Source organism: Microbacterium maritypicum, from assembly GCF_008868125.1.
GTDB classification, from domain to species: Bacteria; Actinomycetota; Actinomycetes; order Actinomycetales; family Microbacteriaceae; genus Microbacterium; species Microbacterium maritypicum.
Map to the genome: position 1 here is coordinate 268,488 of NZ_WAAQ01000002.1, position 15,253 is coordinate 283,740.

The 15,253-nt window shown below is 69.8% G+C and carries 9 protein-coding genes; 5 read left to right on the top strand and 4 right to left on the bottom strand.

Annotated elements, in window-relative coordinates:
* Window positions 1–2: 2 nt before the first annotated feature.
* From F6W70_RS12025 to F6W70_RS12035, 3 genes are all read right to left on the bottom strand, one after another.
* Window positions 3–938: a pirin family protein gene (locus tag F6W70_RS12025; RefSeq protein WP_151486836.1), complete on the bottom strand. Its 936-nt coding sequence runs from the start codon at window positions 936–938 to the stop codon at window positions 3–5.
* Window positions 935–1,279 carry a GNAT family N-acetyltransferase gene (locus tag F6W70_RS12030; protein ID WP_151486837.1) on the bottom strand — a complete coding sequence of 115 codons (345 nt, stop codon included), beginning with the start codon at window positions 1,277–1,279 and terminating at the stop codon, window positions 935–937. The genes F6W70_RS12025 and F6W70_RS12030 overlap by 4 nt, the downstream gene beginning before the upstream one ends.
* Window positions 1,280–1,352: 73 nt before the next feature.
* Complete coding sequence (locus tag F6W70_RS12035; protein WP_151486838.1) at window positions 1,353–2,795, bottom strand: MFS transporter; 1,443 nt, start codon at window positions 2,793–2,795, stop codon at window positions 1,353–1,355.
* A gap of 59 nt (window positions 2,796–2,854) precedes the next feature.
* Between F6W70_RS12035 and F6W70_RS12040 the strand changes: the two genes are divergently transcribed.
* Both F6W70_RS12040 and recQ read left to right on the top strand, forming a co-directional pair.
* The gene (locus F6W70_RS12040; protein ID WP_151486839.1) at window positions 2,855–3,364 is read left to right on the top strand and encodes a MarR family winged helix-turn-helix transcriptional regulator; all 510 of its coding nucleotides are present in this window, start codon (window positions 2,855–2,857) and stop codon (window positions 3,362–3,364) included.
* Window positions 3,365–3,426: 62 nt separating this feature from the next.
* Window positions 3,427–5,475 (top strand): DNA helicase RecQ, encoded by a 2,049-nt coding sequence (recQ, locus tag F6W70_RS12045; protein ID WP_127481727.1) that lies wholly within the window; start codon window positions 3,427–3,429, stop codon window positions 5,473–5,475.
* A gap of 39 nt (window positions 5,476–5,514) precedes the next feature.
* On the opposite strand, the gene F6W70_RS12050 is transcribed toward recQ, so the two are convergent.
* A complete protein-coding gene (locus tag F6W70_RS12050; protein WP_318278884.1) occupies window positions 5,515–6,789 on the bottom strand; it encodes a TetR/AcrR family transcriptional regulator in 1,275 nt (424 codons plus the stop codon).
* Window positions 6,790–6,922: 133 nt separating this feature from the next.
* Here F6W70_RS12050 and F6W70_RS12055 point away from each other — a divergent pair, with 133 nt between their 5' ends.
* The 3 genes from F6W70_RS12055 (at window position 6,923) to F6W70_RS12065 (ending at window position 15,195) form a co-directional block, all read left to right on the top strand.
* Complete coding sequence (locus F6W70_RS12055) at window positions 6,923–8,221, top strand: MFS transporter (protein WP_127481729.1); 1,299 nt, start codon at window positions 6,923–6,925, stop codon at window positions 8,219–8,221.
* Complete coding sequence (locus F6W70_RS12060; protein ID WP_151486841.1) at window positions 8,218–9,987, top strand: glycoside hydrolase family 3 protein; 1,770 nt, start codon at window positions 8,218–8,220, stop codon at window positions 9,985–9,987. The genes F6W70_RS12055 and F6W70_RS12060 overlap by 4 nt, the downstream gene beginning before the upstream one ends.
* A 270-nt stretch (window positions 9,988–10,257) precedes the next feature.
* Complete coding sequence (locus F6W70_RS12065; protein ID WP_151486842.1) at window positions 10,258–15,195, top strand: choice-of-anchor G family protein; 4,938 nt, start codon at window positions 10,258–10,260, stop codon at window positions 15,193–15,195.
* The last annotated feature ends 58 nt before the right edge of the window (window positions 15,196–15,253 follow it).

Sequence of the window (15,253 nt, forward strand, 5' to 3'; positions counted from 1 at the left end):
GATCAGATCCGGCGTCCGCGGGGCATCAACTGCACGTCGGGCAGCGGCGGAGCGGGGATTCGAATGTCGTGACCGCCGACGATGCCGAACCGTGCCGGCTCAGCAGCGGCCGACGACTCCGCCTCCCACGCGTCGCGCGCTGCGACGATCTCCTCGTGCGTGCGGCCGGCGAAGTTCCACCACATCACGATCTCGTCCTCGAACGGCTCGCCGCCGAGCAGGAACAGCAGCGCGCCCTCGTCGCTCGACACCTCCACCTCGTCGCGCGAGTCGCCGAGATACAGCAGGCCGTTGCGCTCGAGCGGATGCTCTGCCACCACGGCATCGCCCTCGACCAGCATCAGCGCGTGCTCCCAGCCCGAACGCAGCGGCAGGTGCACCCGCGAGCCGGAGGAGAGCACGATCTCGGCGCCCACGATCGGGGTGTGCACGGTGGCGGGGGAACGCACCCCGGCGAACTCGCCGAGCACGACGGTGGCCTCGGCATCCGCGCCCTCGTCGGCCGGGATCGCGAGCGCGGGCAGTGCGGTGTGCCGTTCGAACCCGGGGGCACCGTGGCGCGCGGAATCCGGGAGCACCACCCAGAACTGCAGCGCATCGAGGGGGACGGGCCCGTCGCCGATCGAGTACTCCGAGTGCGAGATCCCGTTCCCCGCGGTCATCAGGTTCAGCTGCCCACGGCGCAGGTCGGCGTCGCTGCCGAGCGAGTCGCGGTGGCGGATCTCTCCGACCAGCGGCCAGGTCACCGTCTGCAGTCCGATGTGCGGATGCGGTTCGACCCGCATCTTGGTGTCGGCGGGACCGAACCGGTCGAGGAAGCACCAGGCGCCGATCGTCGGCAGGTTGCGGTGCGGCAGTGCGCGCAGCACGTTCATGCCGCGTACCCCGCCGAGCGGCACTTCGCGGGGTTCGAGGATAAGGCGGCGCTGCCCGATCATTCCGCTCGGCCCGTCGGGTCCTCACCTGCGGATCCGGCGGGGGCGGACGGGGGCTTCGGCCAGCGGATCTCCGCGCCCGGCACCTCGTGGGTCTCGAGGTACTTCGCGATGTACGGGCACAGCGGCACGATCGCATCACCACGCTCCGCCGCATCCGCCAGAGCGGCCGATGCGAGCTTCCCCGCCAGTCCCTGTCCCTGGAATGCCGGGTCGATCTCGGTGTGGGTGAAGCGGATGGATCCGGGGCGCAGATCGAACGCCGCGAAGCCCGCGAGCACGTCGTCGGAGCGGAGCTCGTAGCGCGATTCTTCGTCGTTGCGGGTCACGGTGATCTCGGTCATCGGGTGCTCCTTCGAACGGGGTGCCTCCAACCTACGCCCGCCGGAAGCGCCTTGGTCGCTCCCGGGTGACGAGTCAGTGCGCCGTCTCCTCGACTGCTGCGGCGTGTGCGTCGTCGCGGCTCTTCTTCGGGAAGAGGAAGGTCAGGGCGAGGAAGGCGATCAGCATCAACGCGGGCACGATGAGCGTCTGCTGGTAGGCCTGCGAAGGGGTGCCGGATGCTGCGGCATCGAAGAAGACCGACGCGAAGATCGCCACACCGACCGCGCTCGCGATCGCCTGCACCGCGGTGAGGACGCCGGAGGCGGAACCGATCTCCTCATCTTTCACCGCCGCGAGGATCGTGCTGAACAGAGCCGCGATGATCGCGCCGCCGCCGACGCCGAAGAGGGCGATGCCGGGGGCGATGGTCCAGATGCTGAAGTCGCCCGGCTGCTGCAGCTCGAACCACAGCAGCCCCGCGCCCAGCAGCTGGGTGACGGCTCCCAGCTGCAGCACGGACCGCCCGATCTTCTCGGCCAGCCAGGCGCCGCTGATCGCGCCTCCGACCGCGGAGCCGATCGCGAGCGGCAGGTTGCTCAACCCCGCCTCGCCCGCACTGAAGCCGTTGCCGAGCTGCAGGAACAGCGTCAGCACGAGCTGCGTGCCCGTCAGGCTGCTGAAGAAGAGGGCGATGCCCACGAGTCCGAAGGTGTACGCGCGACGGGTGAACATGGTCGCCGTGACGAGGGGCACGCCCCCACGGGCGAGCAGCTGCCGCTGCTGCCAGCCGAACATCACGAACCCGCCCAGCCCTGCGGCCACGCATGCCCAGGCCCACAGCGGCCACTCCAGCTCGGGGCCGAAGGTCAGGCCGAGGACGAGGATGCCGGAGGAGGCGACGATGACGGTGGCGCCGAGGAGGTCGATGCGGACGGCTCGATCGCCGGATCGTCGCGGCAGGATGCGCCATGCGACGGCCAGGGCGATGATTCCGATCGGGATGTTCACGAGGAAGACCGAGCGCCATCCGAGACCGAGGATGTCGGCCTCGATGAGTCCGCCGCCGATGATCGGGCCCAGGATGCCGCCCAGGCCGAGTGCCGGGCCGAAGATGCCGAAGGCGACCGCGAGTTCGGCACCCGAGAGGTTCTCGCGCAGCAGTCCGAGGCCCTGGGGGAGCAGCAGTGCGCCGGCGGCGCCCTGGATCAGGCGGAACGCGATCAGCAGTTCGGCGGTCGGGGCGAGGGAGCACAGCAGGGAGGCGATCGTGAAGGCAGTGAGCCCGAGGAGGAACATCCGTCGACGTCCGAAGCGATCGCCCAGACGGCCGCCGAGGATCAACCCGGCTCCCAGCGCGAGCGCGTAGCCGCCGATCACCCACTGCAGGCCCAGGGCGTTCGTTCCCAGCGATGCCTCCAGGGACGGGCCGGCGACGTTGACGATCGTCGCATCGAGCATGTCCATGACCTCGGCAGCCAGCATCACCCCCAGAATCGCCCAACGCCAGCGGTATGGGGCCTCGGTCACGTCGCTCATGTCATCTCAATTCTTGATTATCAATCAAATTAGCAATATGGAGTATTACCATTGCGGGCATGGATGTCAAACGAGCCGAGCGGGTGTCGAAAGCCGCTTCGGGGTACGACCCGTCGCGTCGGCACGACGCCGGCGAGATCGATGACGGCGACATCCGGTCCCGTGTGCAGCAGCTCACGATGCGACAGCGGCGTTTCGAACGGTCGGTCGCGAAGCAGCTCGAACTCGATGCCCCGGGTCTCGAGGTGCTCGACCATCTGATCTCGCGCGGACCCGCGACGCCCACCGAGCTGGCGCATCGCATCGAGATCTCGACCGCGGCCATGACCCTCGTCCTCAACCGTCTCGAAGACCGCGGTCATGTGCGCCGAGATCGTCACCCTTCCGACGGGCGCAAACTCATCGTGACCGCCTCCGAAGATGCCGCTGCCGATGCTGAGCGCCTCGTGGCGCCGCTGATCGACGAGGTCGAGGCGCAGATCGCGGCCATGAGCGCCCAGGAACGGGCGACGGTCGCGACCTTCCTCGATGGCCTCATCGGCGCCTACGATCGGTCGACCCTGAGCTGATCGCGCCCCTCGCCTGTGGAGGACGCGCCGCCCGCGTCGGCGGGGGTGGTTACGCTGGAGGGATGCCGCAGACTCCCCGTGACCCGTACGCGGATCTGCCGTACGCCGACGAGCCCTACGACGACGGGTGGGAGTCGTCCGTCCCGCCGGAGCCGATGGATTGGGAGCCGCAGGGCGCGGGCTTCGAGCCCCCGCTCGACTGGGGGCAGGGGCCGGTCACCCCGGTGGCTCCGCGGTCCGCCACGGCCGCGCCGTCGGCTGTGCGCACCGCCGCCCCGAGCCGCTATCCGACCGCGCGCGAGGCGCTGCACACGGTCTTCGGGTACGACGAGTTCCGTGGCGATCAGGCCGACATCGTCGAGCAGGTCATCGCGGGCGGCGACGCCGTCGTGCTGATGCCGACCGGTGGCGGAAAGAGCATCACGTACCAGGTGCCGGCTCTCGTGCGCGAGGGCACCGGGCTCGTGATCAGCCCGTTGATCGCGCTCATGCACGACCAGGTCGATGCGCTGCGGGCCAACGGCGTCAACGCCGCCTATCTCAACTCCACGCAGGCCATCGATGAGCGTCGCGAGGTCGAGAGGGCGTACATCGCCGGCGAGCTCGACCTCATCTACGTCGCACCGGAGCGTCTTTCCAGCGCGCAGACCACTGCTCTTCTTCAGCGCGGAACGCTCAGCGTGATCGCGATCGACGAGGCGCACTGCGTGTCGCAGTGGGGTCACGACTTCCGCCCCGACTACCTCGCCCTGGGTGACCTGGGTGAGCGGTTCCCCGGTGTGCCGCGCATGGCTCTCACGGCCACGGCGACCGCGGCGACGCACAAGGAGATCACCGAGCGCCTGCAGCTCGGCGCCGCGAAGCACTTCGTCGCGAGCTTCGACCGCCCGAACATCCAGTATCGGATCGTGCCCAAGGTCGACCCGCGCAAGCAGCTGGTCGCGTTCATCAGATCCCAGACGCCGGCGAGCGACGACGGTGCGCAGCCCGCGGGCATCGTGTACGCGCTCAGCCGCAAGTCGGTCGAGCAGACGGCGACCTACCTCGCCGCCCAGGGGCTCGATGCGCTGCCGTACCACGCGGGTCTGCCCGCCGAGGTGCGGGCGGCGAACCAGGCGCGCTTCCTTCGCGAAGACGGCGTGGTCATGGTCGCCACGATCGCTTTCGGCATGGGCATCGACAAGCCCGACGTGCGCTTCGTCGCGCACATCGACCTGCCGAAGTCGGTCGAGGGTTACTACCAGGAGACCGGTCGCGCTGGTCGCGACGGCGAGCCCTCTGTGGCCTGGATGGCGTACGGCCTCGGCGACGTCGTGCAGCAGCGCAGGCTCATCGACCAGAGCCCCGGCGACCGCACGTTCAAGATGCGGATGGGTCAGCACCTCGACGCCATGCTCGCCCTGTGCGAGACCGTGGAGTGCCGACGCCAGAACCTTCTCGGCTATTTCGGTCAGGAGTCGCAGCCGTGCGGCAACTGCGACACGTGCCTGGAAGACACCGAGACGTTCGACGGCCTCGTCCCCGCGCAGAAGCTGCTCTCGACGATCGTGCGGCTCAAGCGCGAGCGCAATCAGGCGTTCGGCGCCGGGCATCTGATCGACATCCTCCGCGGGGCCTCGACCGAGCGCATCCGGCAGCAGGGCCACGACAAGCTCGCGACCTACGGCATCGGCAACGACCTCTCCGACCAGGACTGGCGAAGTGTCGTGCGGCAGCTCCTCGCTCGCGGCATCGTGGTCGCGCAGGGAGACTACGGCACTCTCGCGCCCGGAGAGCAGGCGGCCGGTGTGCTCCGAGGGGAGACCGCCGTGCCGTTGCGCAAGGACACGATCGGGCGCCCCACCTCCTCCGGCCGCGCTCGCAAGGCCAGCGCCGCCGACGCCTTGGACGCGGGGGATCGCGGACTCTTCGAAGCACTGCGCGCCTGGCGGGCCGAGACGGCGCGCGAGCAGGGCGTGCCCGCGTACATCGTCTTCGGCGATGCCACCCTCCGTGCGCTCGCCGAGCATCGTCCGGCCTCCCTCGCCGACCTCGACGGCATCACCGGCATCGGGGCGAAGAAGCGCGAGGCCTACGGCGAGGGCGTGCTGGCGGTCATCGCCGCCGCCTGATCCGACGCGGAGTCAGCGCTTGATCCGAGGCCGCAGCACTCAGCGCGGAGGCAGCACGTCGTCGAGGTGGGCGCGCAGGTGCGTGGCGATGTCGAGCCGCTCCCTGTCGTACAGCCACTGGTACTGCAGTCCGTCCCACATCGCGATGAGCCACGTGGCTTCGTGCACCGGGTCGCGATCCGTCGGCAGGTCGCCGTCGACCTGGGCGAGGCGGAAGAGCTCGGTGAAGTACTCCAGCGCGTTCGCGAACCGCGTCGCGAAGTAGTCGTGCGCGGGGTGGGCGGCGGGAACCGCCTCGCAGGACAGCACCGCATACACCTCGATCAGGCCCGGCTCATCCTGTGAGCTCCGCGCGGCGCCATCGGGGATGCTGCGGAGCACTTCTCCGGCGGACGCTGCGCCGGTGACCCCCTGGTTCTCGTTGATGGCGCTGTCCCGTTCGGTGAGGACGGCGCTGAGCAGCAGCTCCTTCGACGGGTAGTGGTGCAGCAGCGTCGACTTCGACACCCCGACCGCGGTGGCGATGTCCTGCAGGCTGGTGTCGCCGTAGCCGTCGCGTGCGAACAGGCGCGTCGCATCGGCGAGGATCTGCGTGCGGCGGCGACGGCCGACCGCATAACCGGGTTCGGTGTCCGGCGTCGCCGTCGTGCGCAGCTCGGGCAGGGGGCCGGCCGCGTCCGCGTCGGATGAGGGGTCGTCGTCGGGATCGCGCCATGCGACCGGCAGCGCCCAGAGGTTCTCGCGCTCCTCGAGCATCTCGACCACGTCGACTCGATCCGGAAGGTACTGCGAGAGCAGTTGCAGGCCGTCCCACCCGGCCGTATGCCTAACGGTCTCGCCGTCGACGTCGCGATCAGCCGCGATGACTCCGTGGTACTTCGCGTCTTCCAGGACGTCGACGCTCAGCGAGCGCAGCCGGCAGTAGCGCTCACGCATCCGCGCGTGCGCGGGGTGACCGACGGCCGAGGCCTCGCCGGTGAGCGCCGCGAACAGCTCGAGGTAGCCCGGAGTGCGTGCGTTTCGCTCGGCGATGCTGGAGAAGACCAGCTCGCCGGGTTCGGCAGCCGCCGCGATCGCGCTGAACACGCTCTCGTTGTCGGCTTCCAGTGCGGCGACGACCTCGCCGAGAAGGTCGTCCTTCGAGGCGAAATGGCCCAGCAGGCCCGGGTGGCTGACGGCGGCGGCGGCGGCGATGTCGCGGAGGGATGTCGACCGATAGCCGTGTGCGACGAACAGGTCGTGCGCAGCAGACAGGATGCGCTGGCGCGTGGCGGCAGCGCGGGCATGTCGCGAGCCGGTCGCTGTGGTCGTCATCGCATCCTCCTTGTGCATCCTATCCTCGCTCATTACCAAGCGGTCTGGTTTCAGTTACCAACCGGTCGAGATTGGTGTATGGTCAACCCAGAACCGCGTCACCGAAGACGTGCGGTGAATCGAAAGGACTGTCATGACAGAGTTGTCATCCGCCGCTTCCGCGGCCGCGGTCGGCACCACCGGGTTCAAGGCCCCGGGGACCACGCCGCTGAAGACCCCGCGCGGGTACACGCCGGGCCTCGCCGCCGTGAACTTCGGCGTCTACCTGGCCCTGCTCACCCCGGTCATGGTGTCGATGGCGTTCAAGGTCCAGCACATCGACCCCGTGAACACCGAGGGCAGCCTCGGGCTCGTGATGGGCGTCGGCGCGATCTTCGCCCTCATCGCGAACCCGCTCGTCGGTCGGCTCTCCGACCGCACCACGTCGCGCTGGGGCATGCGTCGTCCGTGGATCCTCGGTGGTGCGATCATCGGCCTCGGCGGCTTCGTCCTCATCGGGTCGGCGACCTCGGTGTGGATGGTCCTGCTTGCCTGGTGCCTCGTGCAGACCGCGATGAACGCCGTGCTCGCCGCCGCCAATGCGACGCTGCCCGATCAGGTACCGGTCACCAGCCGCGGCAAGGTTTCCGGCATCATCGGCATCACGACTCCGATCGGCATCCTCGCCGGGAGCTTCCTGGTGAACTTCCTCCCCGGTGACTTCGAGCGCTTCGTCGTTCCTGGCGTGATCGCGCTGATCCTCGTGATCGTGTTCGTCCTGACCCTCAAGGACCGGCGTCTCACCGAGAAGCCCGCAGAGAAGTTCACCGTCGCGATGTTCTTCGGCTCGTTCGTGTTCAATCCGCGCAAGCACCCCGACTTCGGCTGGACGTGGCTCACCAAGTTCTTCGTGATGTTCGGATACGCCGGCATCGCCACGTTCCTGCCGCTCTACCTCGTCACCAAGTTCGGGCTCGACGAGCAGGGCGCTGTCGGCATCATCCTCGCCGCCAACCTGGCCTCGATGGCGGCGATGGCGATCTCGTCCCCGCTCGGTGGATTCCTCTCCGACAAGATCGGCAAGCGTCGCCCGTTCGTCGCCATCGCCGGGGTCGTCATGGTCATCGGCCTGGTCATCCTCGCGATCGCTCCCGATGTCACGACCGTCATCATCGCGCAGTCGATCATCGGTCTCGGCGCCGGTTCCTTCCTCTCCGTCGACCTCGCCCTCGCGACCGAGGTGCTGCCCAACCCCGACGACGTGGCGAAAGACCTCGGTGTGCTGAACATCGCCAACGCCCTTCCGCAGTCGATCGCCCCGGCCATCGCCCCCGGCATCATCGCGCTGGGAGCGGCCACCCCGCTCGGCGGCTACACCACCTGGTACCTGTTCGGCGCGCTCGTCGCGCTCGCCGGCGCCGTTCTCGTCTACCGCATCAAGGGAGTCAAGTGACCATCTCCGACACCACGGCCACATCCACCGTCCGCCCCTGGCTGGACGCCGATCTGCCCGTCGACGAACGCGTGCAGCTGCTCCTCGACGCCATGACGATCGAGGAGAAGGCGGGACTGTTCTTCCACACGATGATCGCGATCGGCGATCTCGAAGAGCCGAACCCCGTCTTCGCGACTCCGTCGGCCCGCGAGTTCCTCGAGACCAAGCGGATGACCCACTTCAACCTGCTCGGCGCCGCGCCCACCGGGCGGGAGATCGCGGCGTGGCAGAACGCGCTGCAGCGTCTGGCGGCATCCACCCGCCTCGGTATTCCCGTGACGCTGTCGACCGATCCGCGCCACTCGTTCAGTGAGAACCCCGGGGCCTCGATCCTCGCCGGCCCCTTCTCGCAGTGGCCCGAGACCCTCGGCCTCGCAGCGACCCGCGATGAGTCACTGGTCGAGCGCTTCGCCGATATCGCCCGCCAGGAGTACACGGCGGTCGGGCTGCGCGTGGCCCTGCACCCCCAGGTCGACCTTGCGACGGAGCCGCGGTGGGCCCGGCAGACGGCGACCTTCGGTGAGGATGCAGAGCTGTCGGGCAGGCTCGGCGCGGCCTACATCCGCGGCTTCCAGGGCGCATCGTTCGGCCCTGGCTCGGTGTCGACCATGACCAAGCACTTCCCCGGAGGGGGACCGCAGAAGGACGGAGAGGACCCGCACTTCCCCTACGGTCGGGAGCAGGTCTACCCTGGCGGCGAGTTCGAGCTTCACCTGAAGCCGTTCGAAGACGCGCTCGCCGCGGGCACCCGGCAGATGATGCCCTACTACGGGATGCCCGTCGGCACGGAGTACGAGGAGGTGGGATTCGGGTTCAACAAGTCCGTGATCACCGGCCTGCTGCGTGAGCGGTACCGCTTCGACGGTGTCGTGTGCACCGACTGGGGCCTGATCAGCGACTCCGAGATCTTCGGCCAGCCCTTCCCCGCACGTGCCTGGGGTGTGGAGCACCTCACGCCGCGCGAGCGCATGAAGAAGGTGCTGGATGCCGGTGCCGATCAGTTCGGCGGTGAGGCGAATCCGGAACTCCTGCTCGAGCTCGTCGCCGAGGGCGAGGTGACCGAGGCCCGTCTCGACGTCTCGGCGCGACGCATCCTGCGCGAGAAGTTCGAGCTCGGACTGTTCGAGAACCCGTACGTCGACGAGGACGCGGCCGACGACATCGTCGGGCGCGCGGAGTTCCGTGCCGCGGGGGAAGACGCCCAGCGCGCCTCGATCACGGTGCTCTCGAACAACGGTGCTCTGCCCTTCGCGCGCGGCCGAAAGCTCTACGTCGAGGGCATCGACGCCGAGGTCGCAGCATCCTTCGGGGAGGTCGTGGAGACGCCGGGCGAGGCCGATCTGGCGATCATCCGCCTGCACGCCCCGTTCGAGGAGCGCGAGACGATGTTCGAGAACTTCTTCCACGCCGGCTCCCTCGCGTTCTCGGAGCAGGTGGTCGCGCATGTGCGCGAGGTCGCGGCCGCCGTGCCGACCGTCGTCGACGTGCTCGCCGATCGTCCGCCGATCCTGACGCCGATCGTGGAAGCTGCCGCCGCGGTGACCGTCAACTGGGGCGCTTCGGGTGCGGCACTGCTCGATGTGCTCAGCGGCGCGTTCCCCGCGCAGGGCACGCTGCCGTTCGACCTTCCGCGGTCGATGGCCGCGGTCGAGGCTTCGCGTCCCGACGTGCCGTTCGACACCGCCGATCCGCTGTTCCGCTTCGGCCACGGGCTTTCGCTCTGACCGTTTTCGATCTGGAACCGCCCCGCAGACCCTCGGTCAGCGGGGCGGTTTCTTCGTCTGCGTGGACTTGACGGCGGCGCCCTGTCTCGCCGCACGCATCCTCGGGGGCGCAATGTCTCGCAGGATGCTGGAATCCGGATGATTTCTGGACGAATGCTGGACATCCCCTTTGCGATCCCGTAAGAATGGGCGCAACATCGCTCGGCCGACTGACGTCGACCCGTGGGGGGGCCATGTGACGCGGAAGATCGCATCACACGGGAGTAGCGAATGGAATTGCAGGAGAGGGTTCTGCGGCGACGCAGAGCAGTTGGAGGAGGCATCGCCGGCGTCACCGTCGGCGCGGTGATCCTCGCGAGTGCGCTGGTGCCGACTGCGGCGAATGCGCTGGACACGGCGAATCCGAACGATCCGGCGGTCGCGCAGGGGCAGATCATCCAGCTGCCCGCCGCTCTGCTCGGGGGCCTCGACATCGCGGCTCTCGGTCACACGCTCACCAGCAACCCCGCAGCCCCGGGCTCTGAGCTCGGCGGGCTGGACGTGGGTCTGCTCGAGGCGCTCAACATCGACGTCGGCACCCTGAACGTGCCGCTGCTGACCGACGGCACCGGGCCGGGTCTGCTGCGGCTCGGTGATCTGGGTGCGGCGCAGAGCTTCAGCTCGTCGCCGACGCAGACGCAGTCGATCGCGTCGTCGGGCACGATCACCACGGGCGGGGCGATCGACACGGGCGCCATCGACGGCGGTGTGAATCCCGGCACGCTCGAGCTCACCGACCTCTTCGACCAGCTCGCCGTCGCCGGCCTCACCGACGCGGTCCTCGATCAGGCCTCGGTCGGCATCGGTGCCCTCGCGTCGCGCGCCGAATCGAACGCCGCGGCGGCCACATCCCAGTACCGCATCGCAGATCTGAAACTCGATCTGCACAGCAACCTGGTCGCCGGGCTGTCGGGAACGCTGGCCTCGGCGATCCAGGGCACCGTCACTCCGGTGAGCGATCTCGCAGGCCCCGGTGGAGCGCTGACCGCTCTCGTCACGACCCTCGTCAGCACGATCAACGCGATCCCCGATGTGCCGCTGCTCGCAGCCTTCACCGCGACCGGAGGAACGGTCGGGATCGCCGGACTCGACACGGTCGGACAGACCGTGACCACCCAAGTGCTGGAGACCCCGATCGAGAACACGACGGGATCGGTGCTCGTCGACCTGAGCACCGGGACGGTCTCCGTCGATCTCGCCAAGATCCTCGTCGAGACGGGCGCAGGTGCGAACCTCAACACCCTGCCGGCGAACACCCCGGTGCTCTCGGCCGCGACCATCTCCGCGATCCAGCAGGGGGTCACCTCAGCGCTGACGGGTACGCACCCGAACAGCCTCAACGGCAAGGTCTCCACGATCCTGAAGTCCACGCTCGACGCGCTCCAGGTGACGCTGACGGTCGGCGTCGACCTCACTGTTCCGCTCACCGGAACGGCACTGGTATCGGGGGATGTGACGGTCAAGGGCTCGCTGGCGCAGTTCGCCGGCACCGCGACCCCCGTGCCCACGGTCACGACGGACATCACCCTCGCCGGCCTCAACATCGGCGTCCTCCTCAACCCGGTGGTCTCGGCCGTCACGAATGCGGTCGCCACCACGACGGGTCCGCTCGTGAACACCGCCCTGAACAGCGTGATCCCGCTCGTGCAGCCGGCGCTCGCCGCGTTGACGGGCCCTGTGCTCACGACGCTCGATCCTGTGCTCCAGGGCGTGCTCTCCGATCTCGTCGACATCACGATCAACGAACAGCCCGCCACGGGGGACATCCCCGGAGACAGCTTCACGGTGCGCGCCCTCGCGGTGGACCTGCTCCCTGCGGTCGGCGGCGGAGTCTCCCTCGACCTCGGGTCTTCGACGGTGAAGGCTGCGGCTGCGGCCGTCGCGGCGATCGATGCGGCTGCCACGGTGCAGGCGGGAACAAACCTTCCTGTCACCGGATCCGGCTGGCCTGCGAACACCCAGGTCTCGGTGCAGGTGACGACTCCCGGTGGAGGGATCGTCAACGACCCGTTGCCGGTGACGACAGATATCAACGGAGCCTTCACCTTCGGCTACGGGATCCCCGCTGCGACACCTCCCGGCGCGGGCTACATCGTCACCGCGACCGACGACACGAGCACTGCAACCGACACCACCGAGGTCACCGCCGCAGCAGCGGTCGATGCCGCACCGGCCGTGCAGGCGGGCACGAACCTCGGCATCTCCGGAACCAACTGGCCCGCGAACACCCAGGTGTCGGTGCAGCTGCAGGCGCCGGGAGGCGGCGCGAACATCGGCGGTCCCGAGCTGGTGACCACCGACGCCGCGGGGACCTTCACCCTCGACTACCCCGTCCCAGCGGGAACCCCGGCCGCCACCGATTACGAGGTGAAGGCCACCGCGGGTACGCAGACCGCCACCGATACCACCGAGGTGACCGACGCTCCGGTCGCGGCGATCGATGCGGCCGCGACGGTGCAGGCGGGGACGAGTCTTCCGGTCGCAGGATCCAACTGGCCGGCGAACACCGAGGTGTCGGTGCAGCTGACGGCGCCCGGCGGCGGTGCAGACATCGGCGGCCCCGAGACGGCGACCACCGATGCATCCGGCGAGTTCGCACTCGACTACCCGGTGCCGGCGTCTGCGACACCGGGTGCCGCCTACACCGTGACCGCGACGGCCGGAGCCGTCACGGCGATCGATACGACCGAGGTGACGGCCGCTGCTGCTGTCGATGCGGCGGCGACCGTGCAGGCCGGAACGACGCTCCCGGTCACGGGCACGAACTGGCCGGCGAACACCGAGGTGTCGGTGCAGCTGACGGCTCCCGGCGGCGGCGCGAACATCGGCGGCCCCGAGACGGTCACGACCGATGGGTCCGGTGCGTTCACGCTCGACTATCCGGTGCCCGCATCGGCCACACCCGGCACCGGCTACACGGTGACGGCGACCGTCGGCGCCCAGACGGCTTCCGACACGACCGAGGTGACGGCCGCGGCGACCGTGGATGCGGCGGCGACGGTGCAGGCGGGCAGCGACCTGGCCGTATCCGGCACCAACTGGCCGGCCGACACCGAGGTGATCGTGCAGCTCTCGGCTCCGGGAGGTGGGGCCGTCGGTACACCGCAGACGGTGACGACGGGCGGGCTCGGCGCGTTCACGCTCGACTACCCGGTGCCGGCCGGTACGCCCGCGGGAACCGGGTACACGGTCACGGCCTCGGCCGGCGCTCAGACCGCGACCGACACGACAGAGGTCACTGCGGCTCCGGTCGTCGTCGATGCGGCGGCGACGGTTGCTGCGGGCACCAACCTCGCCGTCACGGGTACCGGGTGGCCGGTGAGCACCTCGGTCTCGTTGCAGCTGACCGCTCCCGGCGGTGGTGCGGACGTCGGTGGTCCGGTGACGGTGACCACCGACGCGTCCGGGGCCTTCGCGGCGAACTATCCGGTGCCCATCGACACCACCCCGGGTACGGGCTACACGCTCACGGCGACCGCGGGTGCGGTCACCGGCTCGGACACCACCGAGGTGACCGCGGGCGACCCCGGCGATGTCAACACGAACGCGGCGGCATCGGCCTCGGCGTCGGCCGATGCGACCGCCGACGGCGATCCCTCGGCCCAGGCAGCTGCGGAAGCCGCTGCTCTCGCTGATGCGACCTCCACCGCATCGGCGGCGGCGACGGCCGATGCCACCTCCGCCGCGGAATCCGCGGCGACGACCACGGCGTCCACGACGGCATCGACCGATGCGACGTCGACGGCCAACGCCGCAGCGGCTGTCGCTGCCCAGGCCGCGGCCCAGGCAGACGCCTCGAGCGACGTGAATGCCGCGGCTTCGACAGCAGCCGATTCGAACTCCGCGGCTTCGTCCGAATCCGCAGCGACGGCGACATCCTCGGCGGACGCGTCGTCGGAGGCCGCGGCCAACGCGAACGCGGCGGCCTCGGCATCCGCTTCGGCCAATGCCGACGCCTCCACCGCTGCGGTCGCCGAAGCCTCCGCGCAGGCGGCGGCCTTCTCCGACGCGACGGCGGAGGGATCGGCTGCGGCGGATCCGGCAGCCGAGGCGGCATCGGAGGCCGCGGCGACGGCGACCTCGTCCACGGCGGCGACCGCGGATGCCACCTCCGAGGCGAACGCCGGTGCGGCGATCGCCGCGCAGGCGGCAGCACTGGCCGACGCCACGACGGACACGGCGGCCGAAGCCTCGGCCACGGACGATGCCAGCACGAGTGCAGCGGCGAACGCGAGCGCAGCGGCGATCGCGAGCGCCTCGACCGATGCCTCCTCGGATGCGGTCGGCTCGGCGGACGCCTCGGCGGAGATCAACACGAACGCCTCGGCATCGGCCTCGGCGTCTGCCCAGGCGGATGATGACAGCAACGCCTCGGTCGAGGCAGCCGCTGTGGCTGCGGCACTCGCCGACGCGACCAGCCAGGCATCCGCCGCGGCGGACGTGTCGGCCAGCGCCGCGGCCCAGGCCGCAGCGACCACCGATGCCTCCACGGATGCCTCCACCACGGCCACCACGGCGGCGAACGCCTCGGCAGCGGCCGCGGCTCAGGCGGCGGCGCAGAACGATGCGACCTCGACGAGCGCGGCCGACGCCTCGGCCTCGGCCGATGCGGATCCGAACGCCTCGGCGGCAGCGGCGGCGAACGCGTCGTCTTCGGCCACGGCCTCCGCGTCGGCTGCGGCGGACTCCTCTGCCGAAGCCACGGCTGCGGCCTCCGCAACCGCCTCCGCCACTGCCACTGCGAGCTCCTCGGCGGATGCGGCGGCCGATCCCACCGGGAACATCGCCATCACGATCAAGTCCCCTGTGCTGGAGCGCGGCAAGCAGCAGACCGCAGTCGGCACGGGCTTCACGCCCGGAGAGACGGTCACCGGTGTGATGACCTCCGACCCGCTCGCGCTGGGCAGCCAGGTCGCGAACGCCCAGGGCACGGTCACCTTCGCCTGGACGGTCCCCACGGCCACCGATCTGGGGACCCACACCGTGACACTGACCGGGGCGACCTCCGGCAGTGTGTCGGCGACGTTCCAGCTGGTGGCATCGGGCCTGGCCACGACCGGCGGGCAGCTCCAGAGCGGGTGGATCGCGCTGGCCGCGCTGCTCCTCACGCTCGGGCTGGGGACGATGAGACTCGCGAGATCCCGCCGGCCCCTGGTTCAGACGGAGTAGATCGCGATGCAGGAACGCTGAGTGGTCGGGGCCGTTTCCCCACGGCGGTCCCGACCCT